The organism is Ruminococcus flavefaciens, assembly GCF_900143025.1.
Lineage (GTDB): Bacteria > Bacillota > Clostridia > Oscillospirales > Ruminococcaceae > Ruminococcus > Ruminococcus flavefaciens_I.
Window position 1 is genome coordinate 263,989 of record NZ_FRCT01000002.1, and the last position, 23,124, is coordinate 287,112.

17 protein-coding genes are annotated in these 23,124 nt (G+C 39.1%); 4 read left to right on the forward strand and 13 right to left on the reverse strand.

Translation table 11 applies throughout. The annotated features are described in order from the left end of the window. Positions 1–20: 20 nt before the first annotated feature. From BUB28_RS03435 to BUB28_RS03470, 8 genes are all read right to left on the reverse strand, one after another. Positions 21–2,261 (reverse strand): DNA gyrase/topoisomerase IV subunit A, encoded by a 2,241-nt coding sequence (locus BUB28_RS03435; protein WP_072948774.1) that lies wholly within the window; start codon positions 2,259–2,261, stop codon positions 21–23. Then, the gene (locus BUB28_RS03440; protein WP_081373355.1) at positions 2,262–2,489 is read right to left on the reverse strand and encodes a hypothetical protein; all 228 of its coding nucleotides are present in this window, start codon (positions 2,487–2,489) and stop codon (positions 2,262–2,264) included. Between the two features lie 16 nt (positions 2,490–2,505). Next, positions 2,506–4,485: a DNA gyrase/topoisomerase IV subunit B gene (locus BUB28_RS03445; RefSeq protein ID WP_072948776.1), complete on the reverse strand. Its 1,980-nt coding sequence runs from the start codon at positions 4,483–4,485 to the stop codon at positions 2,506–2,508. 140 nt (positions 4,486–4,625) lie between these two features. Then, positions 4,626–4,976 (reverse strand): arsenate reductase family protein, encoded by a 351-nt coding sequence (locus BUB28_RS03450; protein ID WP_072948778.1) that lies wholly within the window; start codon positions 4,974–4,976, stop codon positions 4,626–4,628. Positions 4,977–4,978: 2 nt separating this feature from the next. Continuing rightward, on the reverse strand, positions 4,979–6,418 hold the full coding sequence (gatB, locus tag BUB28_RS03455) for an Asp-tRNA(Asn)/Glu-tRNA(Gln) amidotransferase subunit GatB (RefSeq protein ID WP_072948780.1): 1,440 nt from the start codon (positions 6,416–6,418) through the stop codon (positions 4,979–4,981). Continuing rightward, complete coding sequence (gene gatA, locus BUB28_RS03460; RefSeq protein WP_072948782.1) at positions 6,411–7,844, reverse strand: Asp-tRNA(Asn)/Glu-tRNA(Gln) amidotransferase subunit GatA; 1,434 nt, start codon at positions 7,842–7,844, stop codon at positions 6,411–6,413. Before gatA ends, gatB begins: the two co-directional genes overlap by 8 nt. Further along, entirely contained in the window at positions 7,844–8,110 is a 267-nt protein-coding gene (locus BUB28_RS03465) for an Asp-tRNA(Asn)/Glu-tRNA(Gln) amidotransferase subunit GatC (RefSeq protein ID WP_072948783.1), read from the reverse strand. Before BUB28_RS03465 ends, gatA begins: the two co-directional genes overlap by 1 nt. 115 nt (positions 8,111–8,225) lie before the next feature. Then, a complete protein-coding gene (locus tag BUB28_RS03470; RefSeq protein WP_072948784.1) occupies positions 8,226–9,200 on the reverse strand; it encodes a cell wall hydrolase in 975 nt (324 codons plus the stop codon). Between the two features lie 444 nt (positions 9,201–9,644). Between BUB28_RS03470 and BUB28_RS03475 the strand changes: the two genes are divergently transcribed. Genes BUB28_RS03475 through BUB28_RS03490 form a run of 4 tightly spaced genes read left to right on the forward strand, consistent with a single transcriptional unit; the run spans position 9,645 to position 15,086 of the window. Next, a complete protein-coding gene (locus BUB28_RS03475; RefSeq protein ID WP_072948786.1) occupies positions 9,645–10,598 on the forward strand; it encodes an AAA family ATPase in 954 nt (317 codons plus the stop codon). A gap of 9 nt (positions 10,599–10,607) precedes the next feature. Continuing rightward, positions 10,608–11,801 carry a DUF58 domain-containing protein gene (locus BUB28_RS03480; RefSeq protein WP_072948788.1) on the forward strand — a complete coding sequence of 398 codons (1,194 nt, stop codon included), beginning with the start codon at positions 10,608–10,610 and terminating at the stop codon, positions 11,799–11,801. Then, positions 11,801–14,494: a transglutaminase-like domain-containing protein gene (locus tag BUB28_RS03485; RefSeq protein ID WP_072948791.1), complete on the forward strand. Its 2,694-nt coding sequence runs from the start codon at positions 11,801–11,803 to the stop codon at positions 14,492–14,494. Before BUB28_RS03480 ends, BUB28_RS03485 begins: the two co-directional genes overlap by 1 nt. 10 nt (positions 14,495–14,504) lie before the next feature. Continuing rightward, complete coding sequence (locus BUB28_RS03490) at positions 14,505–15,086, forward strand: DUF308 domain-containing protein (protein ID WP_072948794.1); 582 nt, start codon at positions 14,505–14,507, stop codon at positions 15,084–15,086. A 347-nt stretch (positions 15,087–15,433) separates the two neighbouring features. Here the strand turns inward: BUB28_RS03490 and BUB28_RS03495 are convergent, their stop codons facing one another. The 5 genes from BUB28_RS03495 to BUB28_RS03515 all read right to left on the reverse strand — a co-directional run bounded on the left by BUB28_RS03495 (position 15,434) and on the right by BUB28_RS03515 (position 23,078). Continuing rightward, positions 15,434–16,372: a LysR family transcriptional regulator gene (locus BUB28_RS03495; protein WP_072948796.1), complete on the reverse strand. Its 939-nt coding sequence runs from the start codon at positions 16,370–16,372 to the stop codon at positions 15,434–15,436. A gap of 83 nt (positions 16,373–16,455) precedes the next feature. After that, entirely contained in the window at positions 16,456–18,693 is a 2,238-nt protein-coding gene (locus tag BUB28_RS03500) for a DEAD/DEAH box helicase (protein ID WP_072948799.1), read from the reverse strand. Between the two features lie 8 nt (positions 18,694–18,701). Next, positions 18,702–20,021: an ATP-binding protein gene (locus BUB28_RS03505; protein WP_072948801.1), complete on the reverse strand. Its 1,320-nt coding sequence runs from the start codon at positions 20,019–20,021 to the stop codon at positions 18,702–18,704. 12 nt (positions 20,022–20,033) lie between these two features. Then, positions 20,034–21,527: a TerB N-terminal domain-containing protein gene (locus BUB28_RS03510; protein WP_072948803.1), complete on the reverse strand. Its 1,494-nt coding sequence runs from the start codon at positions 21,525–21,527 to the stop codon at positions 20,034–20,036. A gap of 147 nt (positions 21,528–21,674) precedes the next feature. Continuing rightward, on the reverse strand, positions 21,675–23,078 hold the full coding sequence (locus BUB28_RS03515) for an aminopeptidase (RefSeq protein WP_072948806.1): 1,404 nt from the start codon (positions 23,076–23,078) through the stop codon (positions 21,675–21,677). Positions 23,079–23,124 lie beyond the last annotated feature (46 nt).

Sequence of the window (23,124 nt, forward strand, 5' to 3'; positions counted from 1 at the left end):
ACTATGGCTTTTATGATACATTAAAATGTCAGCTGATTGCTGTCGCCGAGCTCCTTAGCAGGCTTACCTGCGGCAGGGACGCTCTTTGAACGATATTTTTCAAGTTCCGGGAGATCCTCAGGTGATATAATAGCAGCAGATGATAAAAGAGCTTTCTTTCGCAGATTTATGACCTGTACGCCCTGAGAGTCTCTCGTAGACTTAGGAAGAATCATACCTGTATTGAATACTAAAGCGTGACCGCTTGTAGTTCTGAGAAGGATATCACTGTCCTCAGCAGTAAATATAGCAGCAACAAGTGGCGACTTCTCAGAATAAGCCTTTGCAAGCTTTTTGCGGTTTGTCTTTGTTTCATACGACTTCATTGGAACCTTTGCAGCCTTACCGTTTTCAAAGAAGAAAATAATATAACCGCTGTAATCCGTTGTAGGAACAAGGGTTTTCAGCATTTCACCGTCATCAAAGCTGAGTTTTGCAGGTATATAATCACCCATTACACTTGCCTTTGTATCATCAAATGCACTTGCTCTTGATTTATATGCCTGAGCCTTATCAGAGAAGAAAACAAGATCAGTTTTGTTTGTAGCCTCAAAACTCTGACTGATAAAGTCTCCCTCTTTAAGTTTCTGTTCTCCGCTCATTCGGAGTGACTGCGGAGTGATTTTCTTGAAGTAGCCGCTGTCAGAAACAAAAATATTGACAGGATAATCAGGTGTATCATCTATGTCCTCTGTATCCTCAACATCTGAAAGATAATAAAACATAGTTTTTCTCGGCTGAGCATAATTTTTGATAACATCACGAAGCTCATTTACGATTATCTTACGTATCTTCTTCTTATCACGAAGGATATCTTCCATTTCTTCGATATCCTTTTTGAGTTGGTCGACTTCTTCTATACGTCTTAAAATATACTGCTTATTTATATTTCTAAGCTTTATTTCAGCTACGTATTCCGCCTGAATCTCATCAATGCCAAAGCCTATCATAAGATTTGGCACTACATCTGCTTCATTCTCGGTCTCGCGGATTATCTTGATAGCCTTGTCTATATCAAGAAGTATCTTTGAGAGTGCTTCAAGAAGATGGAGCTTTTCCTTTTTCTTCTGCAGATCGTGGTATGTTCTGCGCTGGATACATTCTTCACGGAATGCAGTCCACTCAATAAGTATCTCACGTACTCCCATTACCTTAGGAGTACCTGCGATAAGAATATTGAAGTTACACGGATAGCTGTCCTGTAACGGCGTAAGGCGGTAAAGCTTCTGCATAAGCTTTTCGGGATCAGTGCCGCGTTTCAGATCTATAGCTATTTTCAGACCGTCAATATCTGTTTCGTCACGTATATAAGAGACCTCTCTTATCTTTCCCTGCTTTACAAGATCAATTATCTTCTCTATTATCGCTTCGATAGTAGTTGTATATGGAATCTCTGTTACTTCAATACAGTTTGCGCTTTTATCATAGCTGTATTTTGCACGTACCTTGATGCTTCCTCTGCCTGTTTCGTAGACCTTGTTCAACTCGGCTTCATCATAAAGCATGAGTCCGCCGCCCGGGAAATCAGGACCTTTAAGTGTACTGAGTATATCATGGTCAGGATCTTTCATCAGAGCTATTGTAGTCTCGCATACTTCTTCAAGGTTGAACGGACATACATTACTTGCCATAGATACAGCGATACCTGTATTGGAATTTACAAGCACTGTAGGAAATGTTGCAGGGAGCAAAGTCGGCTCCTGCATAGTATTATCGTAGTTTGGAACGAAATCTATAGTTTCCTTGTCAATATCACGAAACAGCTCGTTACATATTTTTTCAAGCTTTACTTCCGTATAACGAGGAGCGGCAAAGTGCATTTTGCTGGAATACTGCTTACCGAAGTTACCCTTGCTGTCGATATACGGATGAAGCAGAGCTTCATTTCCGCGGGTCATACGGACAAGAGTCTCATATATTGCCTGATCACCATGAGGATTGAGCTTCATGGTCTCACCGACAACATTAGCAGACTTTGAACGTTCCTTATCAGGATTGAGCAATCCCCTCTTGTACATCATGTAAAGCAGCTTTCTGTGAGAAGGCTTGAAACCGTCTATCTCAGGAAGAGCTCGTGATATGATAACGCTCATAGCATACGGCATATAATTCTTTTTAAGAGTATCCGTTATCTTTTCATCAACTACACTGCCTGAACCTTCTATATAAGCCTCGTGCTTGAATACAGGCTGTTTTTTGGGAGTTTCCTTTTTTCTTGGCATTTACTCTTCTCCTTGCGATGATTTTCTGTCTTTTTTCTTTAAAAGCTTTTCGGGATCCTTGACATATGTTCTTACAACACTGCCACATTCTCTGCAAATAGTATGATATAAAGAAGACGATCTTAACATACTCTCTGCGCTGTAAACAGCGCCGTAAAAATTCTGATAACCAGTTATAAATTCAGTTCCGCCGCAGAAACGGCACTTAGTCATTTTTATCTTTTTCATAAATATCCACCAGGCATCAGCTTATATCAGCAAGTTCAAGATAATCAGCACCATATTCGGAGATGTAGTCTTTACGTCCCTGAAGATCATCACCAAGGAGCATTTCAAATACTTCTGCTGACTCGGTTATATCATCTGCTGTAACCTTAATAAGTCTGCGGGTGTCAGGATTCATTGTTGTAAGACTCATCATATCAGGCTCGTTTTCACCAAGACCTTTCGAGCGCTGAATAGTGTACTTTTTATCGCCTATCATTTCGAGTATATGCTGTTTTTCCTGTTCGGTATAAGCAAAATAAGTCTTTTCCTTTGTGTTTATCTCAAATAACGGAGATTCAGCGATATATACGTAACCTTGCTCGATGAGTGTAGGTGTGAGTCTGTACAGCATTGTAAGGATAAGTGTTCTTATCTGGAAGCCGTCAACGTCGGCATCTGTACATATAACTATTTTGCTCCAGCGAAAATTGTTGATATCAAAGTTTGAAAGCTCCTTATTAGCTTTGGCTGTTACTTCTACGCCGCAGCCAAGGACCTTTATGAGATCAGTGATTATTTCGCTTTTGAAAATCTTTGAATACTCAGCTTTAAGACAATTGAGGATCTTACCTCTTACAGGGATTATTGCCTGAAATTCCGCATTTCTTGCAAGCTTTACCGAACCGAGAGCCGAGTCGCCCTCCACGATGTATATTTCACGGCGAGAAACGTCTTTTGTACGGCAGTCAACGAATTTTTCCACCATATTGGCGAGGTCTATAGTACCTGTGAGCTTTTTTCTCACGTTAAGACGTACTTTTTCAGCATTTTCGCGGCTGCGCTTGTTTATAAGTATCTGCTCGGCTATCTTCTGAGCTTCATCGGGATTTTCAATGAAGTATACCTCCAGCTGATGACGTAAGAATTCTGTCATAGCCTCGCGGATAAATTTATTTGTTATTGCCTTTTTGGTCTGATTGGCATATGAAGTCTGGGTAGAAAATGACGATGAAACGAGGATAAGGCTCTCCTCAACATCCGGATATGTTATTTTGCCCTCATTCTTCTGATAGCCGTTAACAGACTTGATATAGCTGTCTATCTGTGCTACAAAAGCACGCTTGACAGCTTCTTCAGGTGAGCCGCCGTGTTCAAGAAAACTGGAATTATGGTAGTATTCCGTAAGCTTTGCTTTGTTTGAAAACGTAACTGCTACATCAAGCTTTACCTTATACTCGGGCTTATCATCACGGTCTCTACCCTTTTTCTCGGCAGTCCAGTGCTGTATCGAGGACAGTGCCCCCTCACCTGCTATCTCCTTAACGTACTCAGTTATACCCTGCTCATATAAGAATTCCTGTTCATTGAAGCCGCCTGCTTCATTTTCAGAGCGAAAAACAAAAAGAATATTCGGATTTACAATAGCCTGTCTTTTTAGAATATCGCAGAAGAATTCGTCAGAAACACTTATATCTGTAAAAACCTCCAGGTCAGGACGCCAGCGGGTTTTTGTACCTGTCTGCTTTTTCTTGCATGGTTCTTTCTTTAATCCGCCTACATTATTTCCCTTTTCAAAATGCAGATCATACTTGAAACCGTCACGAATTACCTCAACGTCCATAAATTCAGATGAATATTGCGTAGAACAAAGTCCGAGGCCGTTAAGTCCAAGTGAATACTCATAAGACTCAGCAGCAGTATCATACTTACCGCCTGCATAAAGCTCACAGTATACAAGTTCCCAGTTATAGCGCTTTTCGTTGTTATTATAGTCAACAGGACAGCCTCTGCCGAAGTCCTCGACCTCTATATCGTTATTTCTGTAATGAGTTATTATTATCTTATTACCATAGCCCTCACGAGCTTCGTCAATAGAGTTTGAAATGACTTCAAAGATAGAGTGCTCACAGCCGTCCAATCCGTCAGAGCCGAATATAACAGCAGGACGCTTACGGACTCTGTCCGCGCCCTTTAGCATTGATATACTGTCGTTACCGTAATCTTGTTTCTTAGCCATAATCCTCTGCCTTTCGGTTATGTTTTTATGCATACCCAAATATTATATCACATTTATAATTTTTTTGCAAGTCCGCAGCAGCAATTTCCCTATATATTGAAAAAAAGCAGTCAAAAAGACTGCTTTTCAGAAGTTATCGCTTATTTAAAGAGTTCTTCATACTCTTTTTCTTTAAATCCGACAAGTACAGCATCATCACATATAAGAAGAGGCCTTTTTACAAGCATTCCGTCAGTTGCAAGAAGCTTTAACTGTTCTTCTTCACTCATATTCGGTATCTTGTTTTTTAACTCCATTGACTTATACAGTAAGCCGCTTGTGTTAAAGAACTTTTTTAGCGGCAATCCGCTTAACTTGTACCAGTTCTTCAATTCCTCATAGCTGGGATTGTCTTCCTTGATATCTCTGAACTCATAAGCAATTCCTTTTTCATCGAGCCATTTTCTTGCCTTCTGACAAGTTGTACATTTAGGATAGCATATAAATTTCATTTTTATTCCTCCATTTTAAGTTTATTTGATATTATATCCTTTATTTTCTGCGGATCAGCTTTTCCCTTTGACAGCTTCATAGCTTGTCCTACAAGATGACCAAGTGCGTTTGTCTTACCATTTTTGAAATCATCTGCGGATTTCTTATTGGCAGAAATAACATCATCAGCAAGCCTGCAAAGGTAATCATCATCCGAATTCTGTTCGAGGCCGAGTTTTTCTATGATCTCTGCAACATCTCCGCCGTTGATTATAAGGTGCGTAAGTACTGTTTTAGCGCTTGAACTTGATATTATACCTTTTTCGGCAGCACAGCAAAGCTTTGAGAGCTCACTTGCTGTAAGCTTGGTTTCTGCAATGCTTTTTCCGGTATCGTTCATATATTTCGTTATTTCGCCTATGATACGATTGGCTGCTGATCTTGGAGAACATTCTCCTTTAGCAATGCACTGCTCAAACAGTTCGGCTTTATCAGGAGCATCTGCTATTAAAAACGCCTCCGAATAGTTCAGACCATATTCGGTTATGTAACGTATTACCTTCTTGTTTGGCAGTTCAGGAATTTCGGCTTTAAGTGAATTGATTCTTTCATCGCTTAAAACAATTGCTCCAAGATCAGGCTCAGGAAAAAATCTGTAATCCTGTGCGTTTTCTTTATTACGCATCAAAGTACTTATTCCCTTTTTATCGTCCCATCGTCTGGTTTCGCGTTCTATCTGCTCATTATTTTCAATAAGAGACGTTTGTCTTTTTATTTCATATTCTATTCCTCTGACTGCCGCACTAAAGCTGTTAACGTTTTTTAATTCGCATCTTGTCCCTAACGGAGCCCCTTTTTCACGCATCGAAACGTTAACATCGCATCTTATGCTTCCCTCCTGCATTTTACAATCTGAAATACCGATGTATCTAAGGATACTCCTTATGTTTTCAAGAAATATGTGTGCTTCCTCGGAACTTCTTATATCAGGTTCTGTAACTATTTCAATAAGAGGAACACCACAGCGGTTAAGATCACATAAAGTACCATTGTATTCGTCATCATGTATAAGCTTTCCTGCATCTTCTTCTATATGTATTCGTGTTATTCCTATTCTTCTTACATTACCGTCAACAATAATTTCAAGAAAGCCTTTGCCGCATATCGGTATATCAGCTTGTGAAATTTGATATGCCTTTGGAAGATCAGGATAGAAGTAATTCTTTCTGTCCATTCTGCTGACGCGATTGATCTCGCAGTTCAATGCGTGTCCCATTTTTACAGCGAAATCACATACCTTACTGTTGAGTCGCGGAAGCGTTCCCGGAAGCCCCATACATACAGGGCATATCTGAGAATTAGGTTCTGCACCGAATGAATTTTTGCAGCCGCAGAAGATCTTGGTATCTGTTTTTAATTCAGCGTGTATCTCAAGACCTATAACGCTTTCGAGTTCAGTCATTACAGCCACCTCCAACAAGTTCATAACCATATGCAATATCAAAAACCTTGTGATCACATGATCTGCCGCCGATAAGCTGCAAGCCTATGGGCAGTCCTTCTCTGTTTTTGCCGAAAGGGATACTTATTGACGGAAGTCCAGCCATACTTGAAGGAACTGTAAAAATATCTGCCGAATAAATTTCTGTGGGATTTTTGTTTTCACCAAGTTTCAATCCTGCTTTAGGATACACAGGTGAAGCAATAATGTCACACTGCTGAAAAGCTTCTTCAAATCCGGCGCATAAGCTTTTACGCAGAGCAACTGCACGTTTGTAATAATCATCACAGAATCCCTCACTTAACACAAATGTGCCAAGCATTATACGCCGTTTGACTTCGTCACCAAAGCCTTCGCTTCTGCTGTTCTTGTATAATTCATTGAGATTTTCGCATTTGTCAGAACGATGCCCATATCTAATGCCGTCATAACGAGCAAGATTTGAAGAAGCCTCTGCCGATGATATAACATAATAAGCTTTAACTGCTGATAAAATGTCAGGTATTGAGATTTCCTTTATTACAGCGCCATTTTTCTCCATTAATCTTATAGCTGACATAACAGATGATCTGACATCGTCATCTATGAAACTGTTCCACAGTTCCTTTACAATGCCTATCCTTATGCCTTGTAACTCTCCAATTAAGTTAAAAGGATAAAATATATTTAAACTTGTTACATCTTTAGGGTCTGCTCCGTTTATTATATTGTGGAGTAAATATGTGTCTTCTACAGTTCGGCCAATTGAGCCTATCCTGTCAAATGAAGAGGCAAAAGGAATAAGTCCATATCTTGATACAGCGCCGTATGACGGACAAAATCCAACAACTCCACACAGTGACGCAGGCTGACGTACAGAACCACCTGTATCGGAACCAAGTGCCAGTACAGCTCCACCGCTTGAAACTGATGCAGCCGAACCACCTGATGAGCCACCTGCTGAATAATTTGTATCTACAGGATTTCTCACAGCACCAAAAAAGCCTGTGTCAGAAGCAGAGCCCATAGCAAATTCGTCCATGTTGCTTTTACCTATGATAACTGCTCCTGCATTTCTGAGTTTTTCAACAGCAAAAGCATCGTATGGAGGTACATAGCTGCGCAGCATTTTTGAAGCACAGGTCGTTCTTAAACCTTTAGTAGATATATTATCCTTTACTGCTATTGGAATACCCGCAATAAGCGGTAATTCTCTACCGTCGGCTATCATAGCGTCAACAGCTTCAGCGGCTTTTTCAGCTTCATCATTAAATGTAATGTAGGCGTTTATTGTATTCTGCTCATCTTGTGCTCTCTGTAAAGTATCAGAATATATTTCCTTTGCGCTGCATTGCTTTTTACGGAGCATATTAGCAAGCTCAAGCGCAGTATTATCACACAATCTCATCAGTACTCTACCGTTTGCGGTGCAGTAAAGCAGTCATTGACAACTTCACAGGCATTACTCATAAGTTCATTACGACTGATGCTGCTATCTTCTATAATATCATCTCTCAGCTCCATTGGCTGAGGAATGATCTCGTATTCGTCACATTCGGGAAGTTCTGACATCATTTTTATAATATCCATAAACTGAGCTTCAAAGCTTGAAAATTTGTCTTCTTCGATTTTAAGAGCTGCAAGATCTGCAATTTTTCTTACATTTATTTCCATAGAATACTCCTTTTACATAATATAATAATTATACCATACACAAGAAAAAATCGCAACATAAACATGATATGGATATAATAAAAAACAGCCGACCGTATGTCGACTGTTTAATATCTTAGCTAAAATGATTTCTTACGCCGTCACCGTAGAAGCTTAAGTAACCCTGAGTAAAGGATTCCGGCTCGTTTAAATAAAGTGAAACAGCGTCTTTAACACTCTGTGTGACAAATGATGAATATGTGCCCAGATTTACATATCCATATGCACCCGAGAACTGATATGGCTGAGTAAGAACGTCATATATAGTGTTCGGGAAGCGAGGCGAATTAACTCTATTCATAATAACCTCTACTACAAGTGCCTTATCGTTCACGCTTATCCAATTGCATCCCGCCTCGTGCGCAACTGCATTACAAAGGAGAATATATTCCTCATCAGTGACCGAAAGTCCACTTTGTTCAACGGAAACGTCCGTTGCTACTGCTTCTGTCTCGGGCTCAACATATGTGGTTGTTGGCTCGGGAGCTTCTGTTGGTGTTTCAACAATTTCAGCTTCGGCAGCAGTCTCTTCAATGACCGTTGTTGTCGTAGTAGTTGTTGAAGCTGTCGTAGTAGTTGTCACAGGTCTTGTGACCAATGACGTAGATTTTACAGCACACTCAACCGTTTTTGCAACGATTGCAGCTGTTGTAGCTGCCTGTGTAACAGGCTGTGTGATTGCAGCCGGCGCGTGTGCCGGTGCTGGCACCGATCTTGAAATCTGAGCAGCTGTTGTAGCTGCCTCTGTAGCTCGCTGGGAAGTTGTGCCTTCCTGTGCAGCAGCATAGTTTTTGCTTGCAGCCGTTGTATTTTCGGCTGTATAAGATTTCTTGGTGGTTGTTCTGTTGTATGTAGTTGCCTTTGTAGCCTCTGCAATTGTTGCAGATGTTGAATTCAGTTCGCTTTTCTTAACTGAAAGAAGAACGTCCTCATTCTTTAACATATCAGCACTTCTGACGGTAGAAGAAGTTATATATGCAACTCCTACACCTCCGCCCAATACTGAAACAACTACTCCGCAAGCTAAAGCTGCGGCTTTAAGATTACCCATCAACTCATCCTTTCCTGAAAAAAGCATTTTCAAATTTTTCGGGCTGTTGATATGATAACACATCTCCCCCGAAATAGCAATACTTTCAGGATTATTTCCATTTTCTGGCTTAATTTTTCCACAAAAAAATACTCCTCAGAGTAATCATGCACATATTAGTTTGATATATTATGGATATTATATGAACGTAATGTTAATAACAGCTGATATTTAACAGCAGTTTATTACAAAATAGTAACAGTAAGGGCGGTATATAAAATGACAAATGGTATAATTAATGCCCAATTTTACGTGAAATTAATGTTTTTTCGACATATTTTTACAACTAAATTGGTAACTGAATGGTGACATTCCATTTTGCAAAAATATACAAATAGCTATTGCAAAAATCATTTCTTAATGATATAATAAATAGGTATAAACAAATTTCATAGGAGAGACAATATGAACAATACATATTATACAAACCAGATCAATTCTGTAATCACTGAAGTCAAGAAAGCTGTCATAGGCAAGGATGCTATAATAATCAAAGCGCTCCTTGCAATGCTGTGTAAAGGACATATCCTTATCGAGGATATTCCCGGAGTTGGTAAAACTACTCTTGCACTCGCTTTTTCAAAGGCGCTTTCTCTTGAGCATAATCGTATGCAGTTTACCCCTGACGTACTTCCGTCCGATGTTACAGGTTTTTCTGTATATAACAAATCAAACGGTAAATTTGAATTTCGTCCCGGCGTAGCCTTTTGTAATCTTTTCCTCGCTGATGAAATAAATCGTACATCAAGCAAAACACAGTCTGCTTTGCTTGAGCTTATGGAGGAAAAAAGCATCACTGTTGATGGTAATACCTATAAGCTTCCTGAGCCTTATACAGTAATAGCTACTCAGAATCCTATTGGTTCGGCAGGTACACATAATCTTCCTGATTCACAGCTTGATCGTTTTATGATAAAACTCAGTATGGGATATCCTGATTTTGATGGTGAAGTTTCTATCCTTAAAGCAAAACACAGTGATAACCCACTTGAAAATGTAAAACCTGTTGCTGATGTTTCATTTATAAAGGAGCTTCAGGAATACATATCAAATATATATATTGACGACAGAATATATGAGTATATCGTATCTATTTCAGCTGCAACACGTAATCATCCTATGCTAAAGCTTGGCGTAAGTCCGCGAGGAACTCTTGCTCTAATGCAGATTTCAAAGGGTATTGCCGTTGCTATGGGACGTGATTACGTTATTCCCGAAGATATTTCTTACATATGCAACGATGTCTTTGAACATCGAATAATGCTCAATTCTAAGGCAAAGCTTTCTGATACATCTGCTTCCGATATAATCACAGAGATACTCAGAACAGTACCTGTTCCGGGTATCAGTGAAAAGTAAGGCGGTATCATGTTACTTACAAAAATACTGTTCATTGTCCTGATACTTGTATGTGCTGCCTTCTATATATTATATATATGGGATTTTGCACTTGTGCTTCTTATTGTTATGGTAACTTTGCCAATTCTTATGTTTGTGACTACATGGATCACCAAAAGAATGATCTCGGTAGAATTTGCCGTCAAGGACAAGAACACTTCAAAAAACAAGGATTTTGCCGTTCAGCTTGTTGTAAACAACAGAAGTATCTTCCCTATCGGAAAAGCTGAGGCGCATATTATATATTATAATGTATTCAGTAATCAAACTTCTGCTTTTGATCTTTACCTTCCGATACAGCCTCGCAACTCGCAAAGGATCACCTTTCAGTTAAAATCTAAATTCTGCGGAATAATAAAGATCAAGACTTCCTATTTAAATATATATGATCCGCTCAGGATCTTTAAATTTAAAACAGGAAAGAATATAAGTACTGAAGTAGTTGTAATGCCTGAAGGACATGAAGTTGGAGGAATAGTTCATTACAGTGATCGTGTAAATGAGGAAAGTGATATATTTTCCGAGCATAGTTCAGGCGATGATCCCTCAGAGGTGTTTGATCTAAGAGAATACAATCCCGGTGATAAGCTTAACCGTATACACTGGAAGTTAAGTTCAAAAAAGGACGAATTTATAGTAAAGGAATACAGTCTTCCTATAGATGTGCCTTGTTCTTTATTTCTTGATCTGAAGTGTTATAAAGATAACGATCTTACACTTCCTGTATTTGATACTCTTATTGAAACATTTCTCTCTATTTCTCAATTTCTTCTTGACAATGAAAGAGGTCATTCGGTAACCTTTTATAATTCTGCACAGAATTGTTTCGCAGAGCATGATATCCATGACAGTGCAGAGCTTTCAGCTGTTATCCGAAATATAATAACATCTATAAATGATAATATGTTCAGTAATTCACCTGAACAGTATTTCTTGGAAAAAAATTCTCTTTCATTCGCTTCATTTACGTATATCAGCTCATTTGCTGATCAATCAATACTTGATGATATTGATGAGAATGTAGATGCAGACTTCAAAAATGCGGTTATTGTTGTTGACTCGCCTGAGGAGATAGCCTCTTTAAGTTCCGGCTATTCTTCTCTTAATATTATCCCTGTTATTGTCGGCAAAATATCTGCTTCTATAAAGGATATAGATATATAATGAAAAGAAAGAATTCGCAAAACATGAATGGCATTTCTATAAGCGACAGCATAGTAATGTCGGTAAAACGCAAAAATGCCAATTACAGAAAGCCTTTTTCATCTCTCATTGCTGTTATTGGATTTACATCAATTTTGATGTCATTTTTTGGTATGTTTTCTTTCCGTTTTAACGGAAAAACAGTAGCTGCTGCGGCAATAGGCTTTTCGATTTTTTATCTTATACTTTCGCTTATAGGCAAAAGAGCGTTATGGATCTATGCAGCTTCTGTAGCAGCCTTTGTGGCATATGCATACAAAAAATCCGCACTCATATCCATGGGCTTCAAATTTGTATACAATATTATATATAAAGCATCATACCATACAGAGATCAACTATTACAAGGCGGTAATAAAATCATCCGAAATAAAATCTGTCACCACCTTGTTTGTATTTTATGTATGGCTGCTCGCTATAGTATTATATTTCTTTACAATTTGCAGACCAAATCCTGTGCTTCCTCTTATGATAACATTCCCGCTACTTGAGCTCGGAATGTATAACGGAATTGAAGTTCCTATTTTATGGGGTATGCTCTGTATTGCATATTGGCTTTCACTTCTTGCAATGTCTACTATAGATGTTGGTGAATATTCAGGCGGTCAGAGCGGCTTTGTAAGGAAGAATAACCTTTTCTTCCCTAAAAGGCATATGAAGCTGAAAGTTACTGAAAAGTGCGGAATACTTATTATTGCAAGCGTTATGCTCATTACAGGAATTTCATACGGCTTTCTGAGAGTCACACATTATAAAAGAAGTGAAAAACTTAACGAAAAACGCCGTGACATTACGGAAGCAATGAATGATTTTACTTTTGAAAATCTTGCTGAAAGTCTTTCAAACCTTACAAGTGCCTTCGGAATTGATTTTGAATATGAAAATCACAAGCTTGGAAACAACGACCACGTTAGATACAAAAATGTTACTGACCTTACAGTTACTATAGAACGTCCTGTAAGCGGTGCAATTTATTTAAAAGATTATGCCGGCTCAGTATATAAAAAGAATGAATGGTTCAAGCTTCCTAAAAAAGCATACAAGAATAAAATATTTGACGACTTTAAAGAATATGATATTTATCCGCAGGACTTCCCTGCTGTATTGGCTAAGCTGATTTATGACGGTAATGATAACACCATCTGGATCAAAACCAGTACAAAAAAATCAAGCCATGTATACGCTCCGTATGGAACAGAGAATTTCGGAGGACTTTCATACAATAAGGACCTTACTATTTCCCCTGTCGGAGGTAAAAAAGGAGAAGCATCGTATAAATTCTTCCCTGTGGATATTGATACGATCTCAAAAGAAGTTGAGGCAATAAATCAAAGCAATCACGATTTGCGAGAGGTCTTTTCAACCTCTGAAATTCGTGATAAACAGTGCCGTGAAAAGGTATTGAAATACTGTACGGAAAATAACCTCATAACCTATGACGATTTCTTTTCAATAGATTATGATATTCCGTATAACAGGCAGTACGTGCTGGATAACGGCGATACTATCATGGCTCAGCTGCTCCAGAACAGTTATAAGGACTTTGTTTACAAGAATTACCTTGATGTTCCTAATACAAAAGCTATTCAAGAAGTAAAAGAAGCATATTCTGATATTCTTAAGGGCGATATTTCAACGGTCAAAGGCAGAATTGATATTCTTACAGCGATCAAGAAAAAAATGCAGGCTGAATGTACATATTCCTTATATCCGAGAAAGACCCCTTCTAACCGTGATTTCGTTAACTACTTCCTGTTAGAAAATCATAAGGGATATTGTCAACACTTTGCTACATCAGGCGTTATTCTTGCGAGAATGGCAGGTATACCCGCACGTTATGCTACAGGATACATAATTGTTGAGGACGATGTTGCGGCAGGTCAAAAACATTCGGACAATTCAGTCACAGTAGAAGTAAAGGATAACCGAAGCCATGCATGGGCAGAGATTTACCTTGACGGTATAGGCTGGATTCCTTTTGAATTCACAGCAGGCTATTCCGCAAAGGAAATTAATACAGATCCTACACAACCTACAGAAGCTACTACCGCAACAACTGTAACAACCCATACTCAGGCACAGACTGAAACACGTACTACAATAAGTTCTGCCTCTGCTACAATCGGTAAACGTACTACAATTACAAATTCACAGACAACTCAGACTGTAACTTCTGTAAAGGTCGTTACAGGCATAGGAAAAGGCAAGGGCAAGGCTATTTCTAAGACGTTAAAATATATCTTGCAGCTCATAATCATTCTTGTGATTGCAGCACTTATAATCTTAGCAAGAAGATATTTTATTCTTAAAAACCGCGAAAAGAAGTTTACTTCCGGTAAAACACCTTCGAGAGTAAAGAATATATATTCATATTCAGAAAAGCTTCTCGCTTCTATGCAGCTGAAAAGTGTAAACGGTAATTATAAAGCCTTTGCTGAAGAAGTTGAGAAAAAGCTTGCAGGTGATTATTTTGAAGCAGGCAGCTTTGAAAAGCTCACAGATATTGCTCTGAAAGCTTGCTATGGACAAGGAGTTCCTGATGAAGAAGAACTGAAGATTTGCAAGAAAACAGTTGATGATATTTCTGCTAAAATATACAGTAAATCAGACTTCATTCAGAAATTAAAGATCAAGTTCATAAATGTTCTAAGATAGGAGTGATCTCGTGAAAATCGACAATTCAAACTATATTTTAAAAGGTATACTGCTGACGATCTGCGGTATTCTGTTTACATTTTTCCCGGGTGTTCTTTCATGGGTGTTCTATATAATAGGAGGAGCGATCATAGTAGGAAGCGCCTTTACAGTTTTAGGCGGACTCGGCAGCGGTGATGGTGCTGGACTTATTCCGGCAGGTGTAATAGGAGTGCTTATAGGACTTTTTGTAATGTACCTTCCAAAGTTTATCGCAGCACAAATATCTCTCATTGCAGGTATAGTAATAGCTATTGTTGCAATAACTCAGATTGTCAAAGCTTTAAGCAAGGATTTCACAAAGGGATTGAAGCTTTTACAGTTGATATTCGGTATATTACTGCTGGTATGTTCTATATTCCTGATATTCAACCCGTTTAAGGGCGGGAATATAATTCGCGTCATAATCGGTATTGTAATGCTTATGTTTGCTGCGTTCAATTATTATGTAGCGTATGTCATAAATCAGAGAAATTCTTCAAATTCTCCTGACGTTATAGATGTTACAGGATATACCGCTCCTGATGATGAGGATCATAAAAGACTGCAATAACATAAAAGCTGCCGATCATTCGGCAGCTTTTTTATTATTCATTAAAAGGATTTTTATTTGTTTTCTTTATAATATATACTTATTTCTAAAAAATGGCTCAAATATTAATAGAAAGTAAATTGCTTACTTAAATAACGTATAATATATATAACATATAAAGGAATAGATTTTTTATATTTGCAATATATGCCCCTCTATGCTATAATAATTTATGGAAAGTCATTCTTTCATAAATGACAATCTCATATCCCCTTATTAAGAATGAGAACCTCCCCCCTAATGGCTCTCATTCTTTTTTTTACAAAAAATCCCCGATCAAAACGGTGATCCGTTTGATCGGGGTATAATTATATTTCAAGACCTTCTATTTTGTCTGCATATTCGTAAACTGTCCTTACACAATCGGCAATAAGTGTACTGTTTTCACTTGCCTTACGGTAAATGATCATGTCACGGTTAAGGTTTTTGGCGTATGAGCACTTTCTAACAACAAGATCATTGTATCTGAGACTGCTCTGAGACATGGGTGATACCCACATATAAGCATTTTTTACAGTCTTGAGCATACTGATCTGTGTTCCTCTGTCGTAGATGAAAATTCTCTTTGTGGAGCGCTTATCGTCATAATCCTGATTTATCGAAGCTCTTCTTGTCATTTCAGGTTCGTCATCACCGTGAATGATTTCAGGATATTTACTAAGCTCCTCATACGGAACATCATCGTATTCTGCAAGAGGGTGATTCATGTTCATTACTATCTGGAGCGGAAATTCCATAATAGTTCTTCCCACAAGATTTCTTGCCTTGAGACGGCTTTCGATCATATCTGCATATGCACTCGGGATACGAATAAAACCGATATCATATTTTCCGGCGCATATATCTTCCATGACCTTTGCTGTGCTTGTTTCCATAACGTGTACTTCAAGCTTGTTTGTTTTTTCGGAGTACTCACTTATGAGATGTCCCATAGCAGATGTAGCATAAGTAGAACGAGCTGCTGCGACCTTGAGTTTAAGTTCATTTTCAGGAGTCTGAGCGTAGTCACGTTCAAGGCTCTGCATTTCGTCTACGATTGTCTGTGCTCTTGCAAGGAACTCTTCTCCCTCAGGAGTGAGTATCATACCATTGGGTGAGCGATTAAAGATCTGAATTCCCAAAGAAGCTTCAAGCTCTTTCAGAGCAATGCTTATATTAGGCTGAGCCTGGTATAGTTTTTTTGCTGCTTTAGTAATGCTGCCCTCTCTCGCTACTGCAATTACATATTCGAGCTGCTGAATTTTCATAAAACATCCTACCTATCCTATTCTATATTCATTATTATTTATTATATCACTTTTTTGCTGAGAAATCAAGACAAAAATTGCGATTAATTAATTAAATATTCCCAATCTTTAATGCGGCTTTTCATCTCTTTTATACCGAGAATCCCGTGAGCGAAGCCTTTCTTTACTAATATTTCAGGCAAAAACTCATCATATTTCTCAAAAACAGGTACTTCTCCGTTATATACCAATTCAAGAGGATCAAATTCCTTTTGAGCCTCTTCTGTAACAATTGAGAAGAACTCCTCCGAAGATACCTTCATGGTGAACTGGATATAGTACGGTCTTGCCGAATCCATTCCGCGCAAGCCCAGTCTGTCAGCGCATTTGAGTTTCAGAAAACGTTCCATTGCAAGAAACGCATAAGTGCCTAACCACGGTAACAGGCACCACATATTTCCGCCAAGACATATAAGAGGACGCTCCGTAACGCCCGAATTTCGAGCGGTCAGTCGTGCTTGATCAAGCCTAAGAACTGCATTTTTCATTAAATACGGATATCTTTTGTCCTCTATCAGCACCTGTTTCATTCTTTCAAGTATCTTTGTGTTGATATCGCCGGGACAATCACCAAAATAAGCAGGTACTTTTCCTTTTATCTGCTCGCAATAAACGAGTCGGCGTTTATGGTCGACCTCCTCGACTATCCACACATGACCTGCAATAGCAACCTTTTCACCTACAGGAGGCGGGGAAACGATTGTACCAAGCTCCTGCGAGCCCCAACGCACTGTATATTCTTCGTTTTCCTGGAATACAGCATAGAATTTGAAGCTGTTGACTACTCTTTCACCTGTTATTCCTATGATGAGCCCCCCCTCTTCTGTACGCTGTATATGATCGTTTTCAAGCAGGTGTCGGAGGAGTATTTTATAGTCGTCTTTGCTTATCCTGTTGAAGTAGCTCAGCGAAAGTACTTTTGAAGCAAGTGCGGCAGGGGTAAGCTCGCCGCATGACGCAAGGGTACTCATGGTCTGATGATAAAGCAGACTATATGGCAGCCTGTCAAGCTTTGGCGGCTCGACCCATTTTTCTTCAAGATATACCTGTATGAGTGCTATTCCCTGCAAAAGCTTCCACGGGATTGTTTCAGGCAGCATGGAACGTGGCTCAGGAAGTTCTTCACGTATCACAAACCACATCTCAGGCGGCAGCTCTCGTCTGCCTGTTCGTCCCATACGCTGCAGGAAAGATGATACCGTAAATGGTGCATCTATCTGGAATGCTCGTTCAAGCCTGCCTATATCTATACCAAGTTCAAGTGTTGCAGTAGTACAGGTAGTCATAAACGTATCTTCGTCTTTCATGGCTTGTTCTGCGGTCTCACGATAAGCGGCAGAAAGGTTTCCATGATGTATAAGGAAACGATCAGGCTCATGCTTTGCTTCACAGTATGAACGCAGAGTTGTTGTAACCGCTTCACATTCTTCTCTTGAATTAACGAATATAAGGCATTTTTTGCCGCGAGTATGCTCAAAAATATAGCCCATTCCAGAATCAGCGTTTTCAGGAGCAGTATCTGTTTTTTCATCAAGCACCGGCAATGCATCAGGAGTCTCTTTCCCTTCAGGTATATTTTGCTGACTGATATAGAAATGCTCCATAGACAGCCGCCATTTTACGCCTTTTGCTTCGATTTTAGGTATTACGGTGCCTCTTCCGGAGCCATATGCAAGAAATCTTCCTGCTGCCTCCGGGTCACCTATTGTTGCTGAAAGTCCTATCCTTCTTGGATTTGCTCCTGCCATTCGGCAAAGACGTTCAATAAGACATATCGTCTGACCGCCGCGATCTCCCCGCATAAGAGAATGTATCTCATCAATAACTATAAAACGAAGATCTCCGAAAAGCTTGGGTATCATGGCGTGTTTGCGCATAAGCATTGCTTCAAGGGATTCCGGTGTTATCTGCAATATTCCTGACGGCTTTTTCAGCATCTTGTTTTTATGAGACTGTGCAACATCTCCGTGCCAATGCCAAACAGGGATATCAGCTTCGTCACAAAGCTCATTCAGTCGCATAAATTGATCGTTTATCAGTGCTTTCAGAGGTCCTATATATATCGCTCCAACTGTTCGCGGCATATCCTCCGTAAATAATGTCAGTATCGGGAAAAATGCTGCTTCGGTCTTTCCTGAGGCTGTTGATGCGGATAAAAGAACATTTTCATCTGTATTAAATATTGCATCAGCTGCCGCAGTCTGTATAGCTCTTAGCGACTCCCAGTTGTTACGATAGATATAGTCCTGTATAAATGGAGCGTATCGTTCAAATATACTCATAATAATTTTTATATCTCAAATTCCGCAAATTCATCTTCTGCCACGTTTTTTTCTCCAATAGCTGGCTTTGCAAAGCTTAACAGCTCGGATGAAATGAATTCGCTTATGTTTATGTCCGTATTCTGGTATGCGATATCAAGGAGCTCTATGAAATCACGAATAACCTCTCTCGGAGTTATGTGGCTATCCGAACCTATCCTTCCGAATTCCAGCTTTATAAAGCTTATCATATCATCCTGGGTGATCTTCTGCTGATAATCAAACAGCTGCGCATGGATATCTGCAAGTTTCTCTGTAAGAACAAGCATTTCCTCATATGTCAGAGTTGTAAGATGTATAACAGGAGCAAGCATATCCTTTACTCCTTCTCGTCCGAAACGTCCCTCTGCAAGCCTTGAACGCAATGCCTCATAGCTGTAAACTCCGCGGCGTGTATCCTCAATACATTGTGGAGTACCGCCCATAATTATGCCCATATATTTAGCCTTTCCCTGCAATGTATCGTTGTACATCGTGAGTATCTTTTCGTAATTATACTGGCGTGTTATGGAATTCGGTATCTTATAGATATTAACAAGCTCATCAACGAGTATAAGCAGACCATTGTAACCTGCCATTTTGAGGAACATTGCAAATAACTTAATATACTCATACCAATCGTCATCAGTTATAATTATATTTATACCAAGCTCGGACTTTGCTTCGGTTTTGTTTACGTATTCTCCTCTGAACCATTTTACGACCTTGGCTTTTTGTTCGTCATTGCATTCTTTCGAAGCATGATAATATATGGTAAGGAGCTTTGAAAAATCAAAGCCGTGTACCATTTCACTGAGCGCATTTACTACCTCATAAATCTTTTTTTCGACAGCTTTATCAAAATCAGGTGACTCTGATGAAATCTCGTCTTTCGAAACGACCTGAGACTGTACACTGCTTATCCAGCGGTCAAGTATAAGCGTAAGTGCACCACCGTCAGGACGCGTTTTTGTGGACATATTCCTGATGAGTTCCTTGTATGTAGCAAGTCCCTGCCCTTTTGTTCCCTGCAATCTTCGCTCGGGTGATAGATCAGCGTCCACAACAACAAAATTCCTGTCCATAACATGGCTTCTTATAGTCTGTAAAAGAAAACTTTTTCCGCTTCCGTATTTACCTACGATAAAACGAAACGCTGCACCGCCGTCAGCTATAATATCTACATCATGAAGAAGCGCTTCTATTTCTTTTTCACGGCCTACAGTTATATACGGCAGTCCTGTGCGCGGTACAACGCCGCCTTTAAGTGAATTTATCACAGCCGATGCGATTCGCTTTGGTATTTTCATAATCAATCTCCTTTATGACATGGGAAACATTTTTTTCAGTTCTTCCGTATAATCATCAATCACTATAGGTTCATCGCCTGAAAACTCAATTACCGTATCTCCGAAATTATCAAAAAGCTTCTCGTTTATTGTATCAGCAAGAATAGATACCATTTTTCCGCTGTCAGCAGCGGCTTTTTTATGATCGACGCCATAAAGCAGTGAGCAGATAAACATATATTCATCTTTTCCCAAAAGCATATCACTGTTTTTTTCGGTCATTGTTATATCAATAGTTGGTTTTTTGACCTCAATGTCGGGTTCTTCTTCAATTATAAGCTTTTCTCTTATTTTATCCGCTGACGTCCTTATACTGTTGAGCTTTGAGATATCTATCTCGATCTTCATGGACTCGTTATGTCTTTTTTCTTCAAAATAATGCTCAATCTCGTTTTTTAGTATTTTTTCGGTATTCTTAGAAATACCGTCAAATCCCATTTTATACTTAAAGTCGGTATATTCTCGCAAAAGACTGTCGACAGCTTTTACAATATATCCAAGATGCGTGTTTCTGCCGCGATTTCCGTAATATTTTTTACAGAACCACTTTCCATTGCGGCAGGAATAGGAATGTACTTCATTAAGTGTGTATTCACAATTCCTCAAGGAATTTTTATCATAAAAAATTGCTGATGAAAACATATGGTGTCCACATTCTACTGTACAGCCAAAAAGCTTTTCGCAAAGAGATTTTTTTCTCTTATTTCTGAAAAACTCCGATAAAATTATGAAACACCTGACAAGAACTTCACGAAAATTCTCTGATTCAGATATATAATAAAGTGATTTTTTTAACCTATATGCTGAAAGAGCTTCTATTGCGTCAAAGATCTCGCTTTTGGAATATTTTTCCCAATGGATAAGTGTAATTATGGCTTTATCGTGTTTTATATCATCTATATCATCTGCAAGGGACCTGTTAAGGTCATAGTATATAATAAAATCTGTGAGCCATGAATCGGTGTATTTTTCGATAGTATCATCTATTTTACGATATTCCGAGCAGAAGTGTTTTAACATATCAAAACATTCGGCAGGAGAATTTGCACCGATGCAGTTTATAAGCTCATATAAATATATAAAGACATACGGAAGAGGAGCTTTCTGTATACGCCCCTTTCTTACTTCTGTTCTCCATGAAAAATATCCTCTCAGCTGTTCGGTTGTCAAATCGCGGTAACATGGATAATATTTTACAAAATCTTTATTGTACTGAAAATCATCTTCATAATTTTCCATGAACTTTCCCTGGGTATAAAAGAGCCATGCTGAAGTCTTCCAGTAAGCTTCGGGAGTAAAGGCGATTCCCTTCATTTCCTTTATCTGCGGAGGTACCTGTGGCTTGATAAGCTGTGAAGCGGGGCGGATAATTGGTTCATCAGAGTATATTCTTTCACGAAATGCACGGCTATTCAGCAGTTTCTCATCATTTAATACTATATTTAGTATTTCTTTAGTGTCTGACATATTTCACGCCCCTTTTATAACAACTTCAAATTTTATTATAGCATACTATCTATGAAAAAGCAACACAAAATCGAACAAACTTTTTGCACTTTTCAGAATACCAAGCAAAATAAAACTCCGCATTAAAACTGCGGAGTTTTTGTTATATTAGTCAGCCATAAATACTGCAAAAGCTTTATAAGCCATATATGTATCTATTTTAGATACGATCTCATACGGAGCGTGCATCGAAAGTACGGGAACTCCAAGATCAATTGTATCTACATTAAGATTAGCAATATATGCAGCAACTGTTCCGCCGCCGCCTTCATCAACCTTGCCGAGTTCGCCTGTCTGCCAGATAACATTTTCCTTGTCCATAAGACGTCTTATCTTGCCTGTAAATTCAGCAGAAGCATCAGATGTACCTGCTTTTCCTCTTGCACCTGTATATTTTGTGATAACAACACCGTGATTGATATATGCACAGTTGTTTCTTTCATTTACTTCAGGGAAAGTTGGATCAAAAGCTGCATTAACATCAGCTGAAAGGCATTCAGATGCAGAAAGGACAGTCCTTGCGTCTGAGCCCATATTTTCGGCTATATCTGCAATAAAGTATTTAAGATATGCTGATTTGAGACCTGTATTACCGTCGCTGCCTGTTTCTTCCTTATCTGTGAGAACGGTTACAACTGTATGTTTTGGCTTTTTGCAGTCAGCTGTTGCGATCAATGCTGTATATGCGCAAACCTTATCATCATGTCCGTAAGAACCTACCATACTTCTGTCAAAGCCGATGTCCTTTGCTTTGAAAGCAGGAACTGCTTCAAGTTCTGATGATATAAAATCTGCCTCTGTGATTCCATATTTTTCAAAGAGGATATTCATAATATTAAGCTTTACAGAACCGCTCTCTTCATCGTCCTTGAACGGACGAGAACCGATTACTATATTGAGCTGTTCGCCTGCAATTCCTTTAGCCATTGGCTTCTGCATCTGAGCTGAAGCAAGATGCGGAAGAAGGTCAGTTACACAGAAAACAGGATCCTTATCGTCCTCACCTATATTTACAGGAATCGAAGTTCCGTCAGCCTTTATAACAACACCATGAAGTGCGAGCGGTATTGTTGTCCACTGGTACTTCTTTATGCCGCCGTAGTAATGAGTCTTGAATAAAGCCATTTCTGTATCCTCATAAAGCGGATTCTGCTTTAAGTCAAGTCTTGGCGAATCGATATGAGCTGCACAGAGCCTTACACCTTCAGCAATCGGAGCAGTACCAATAATTGCTGCAAGTACAGCTTTTCCGCGGTTGCAGCGATATATCTTATCCCCTGCTTTAAGCTTCATGCCTTCCTTAAATTCAACAAATCCCTTTTTCTTGAGAAGGTCAATTGAATAGATAACTACCTCACGCTCGATCTTTGCCTTATCCATAAAGTCCTTATAGCCTTCACAGAATTTATCGCAGGCTTTAAGCTCTTTGTCTGAAATAAGGTGACAAGCGTTTTTGCGCTGCACAAGAAGCTTTTCTTTCAGTTTCTTTGCTGCATCTTTTTTTTCTGCCATTTTTATGTATTCTCCTTTCGCAGAAATATATAGCACAGCCTTTACG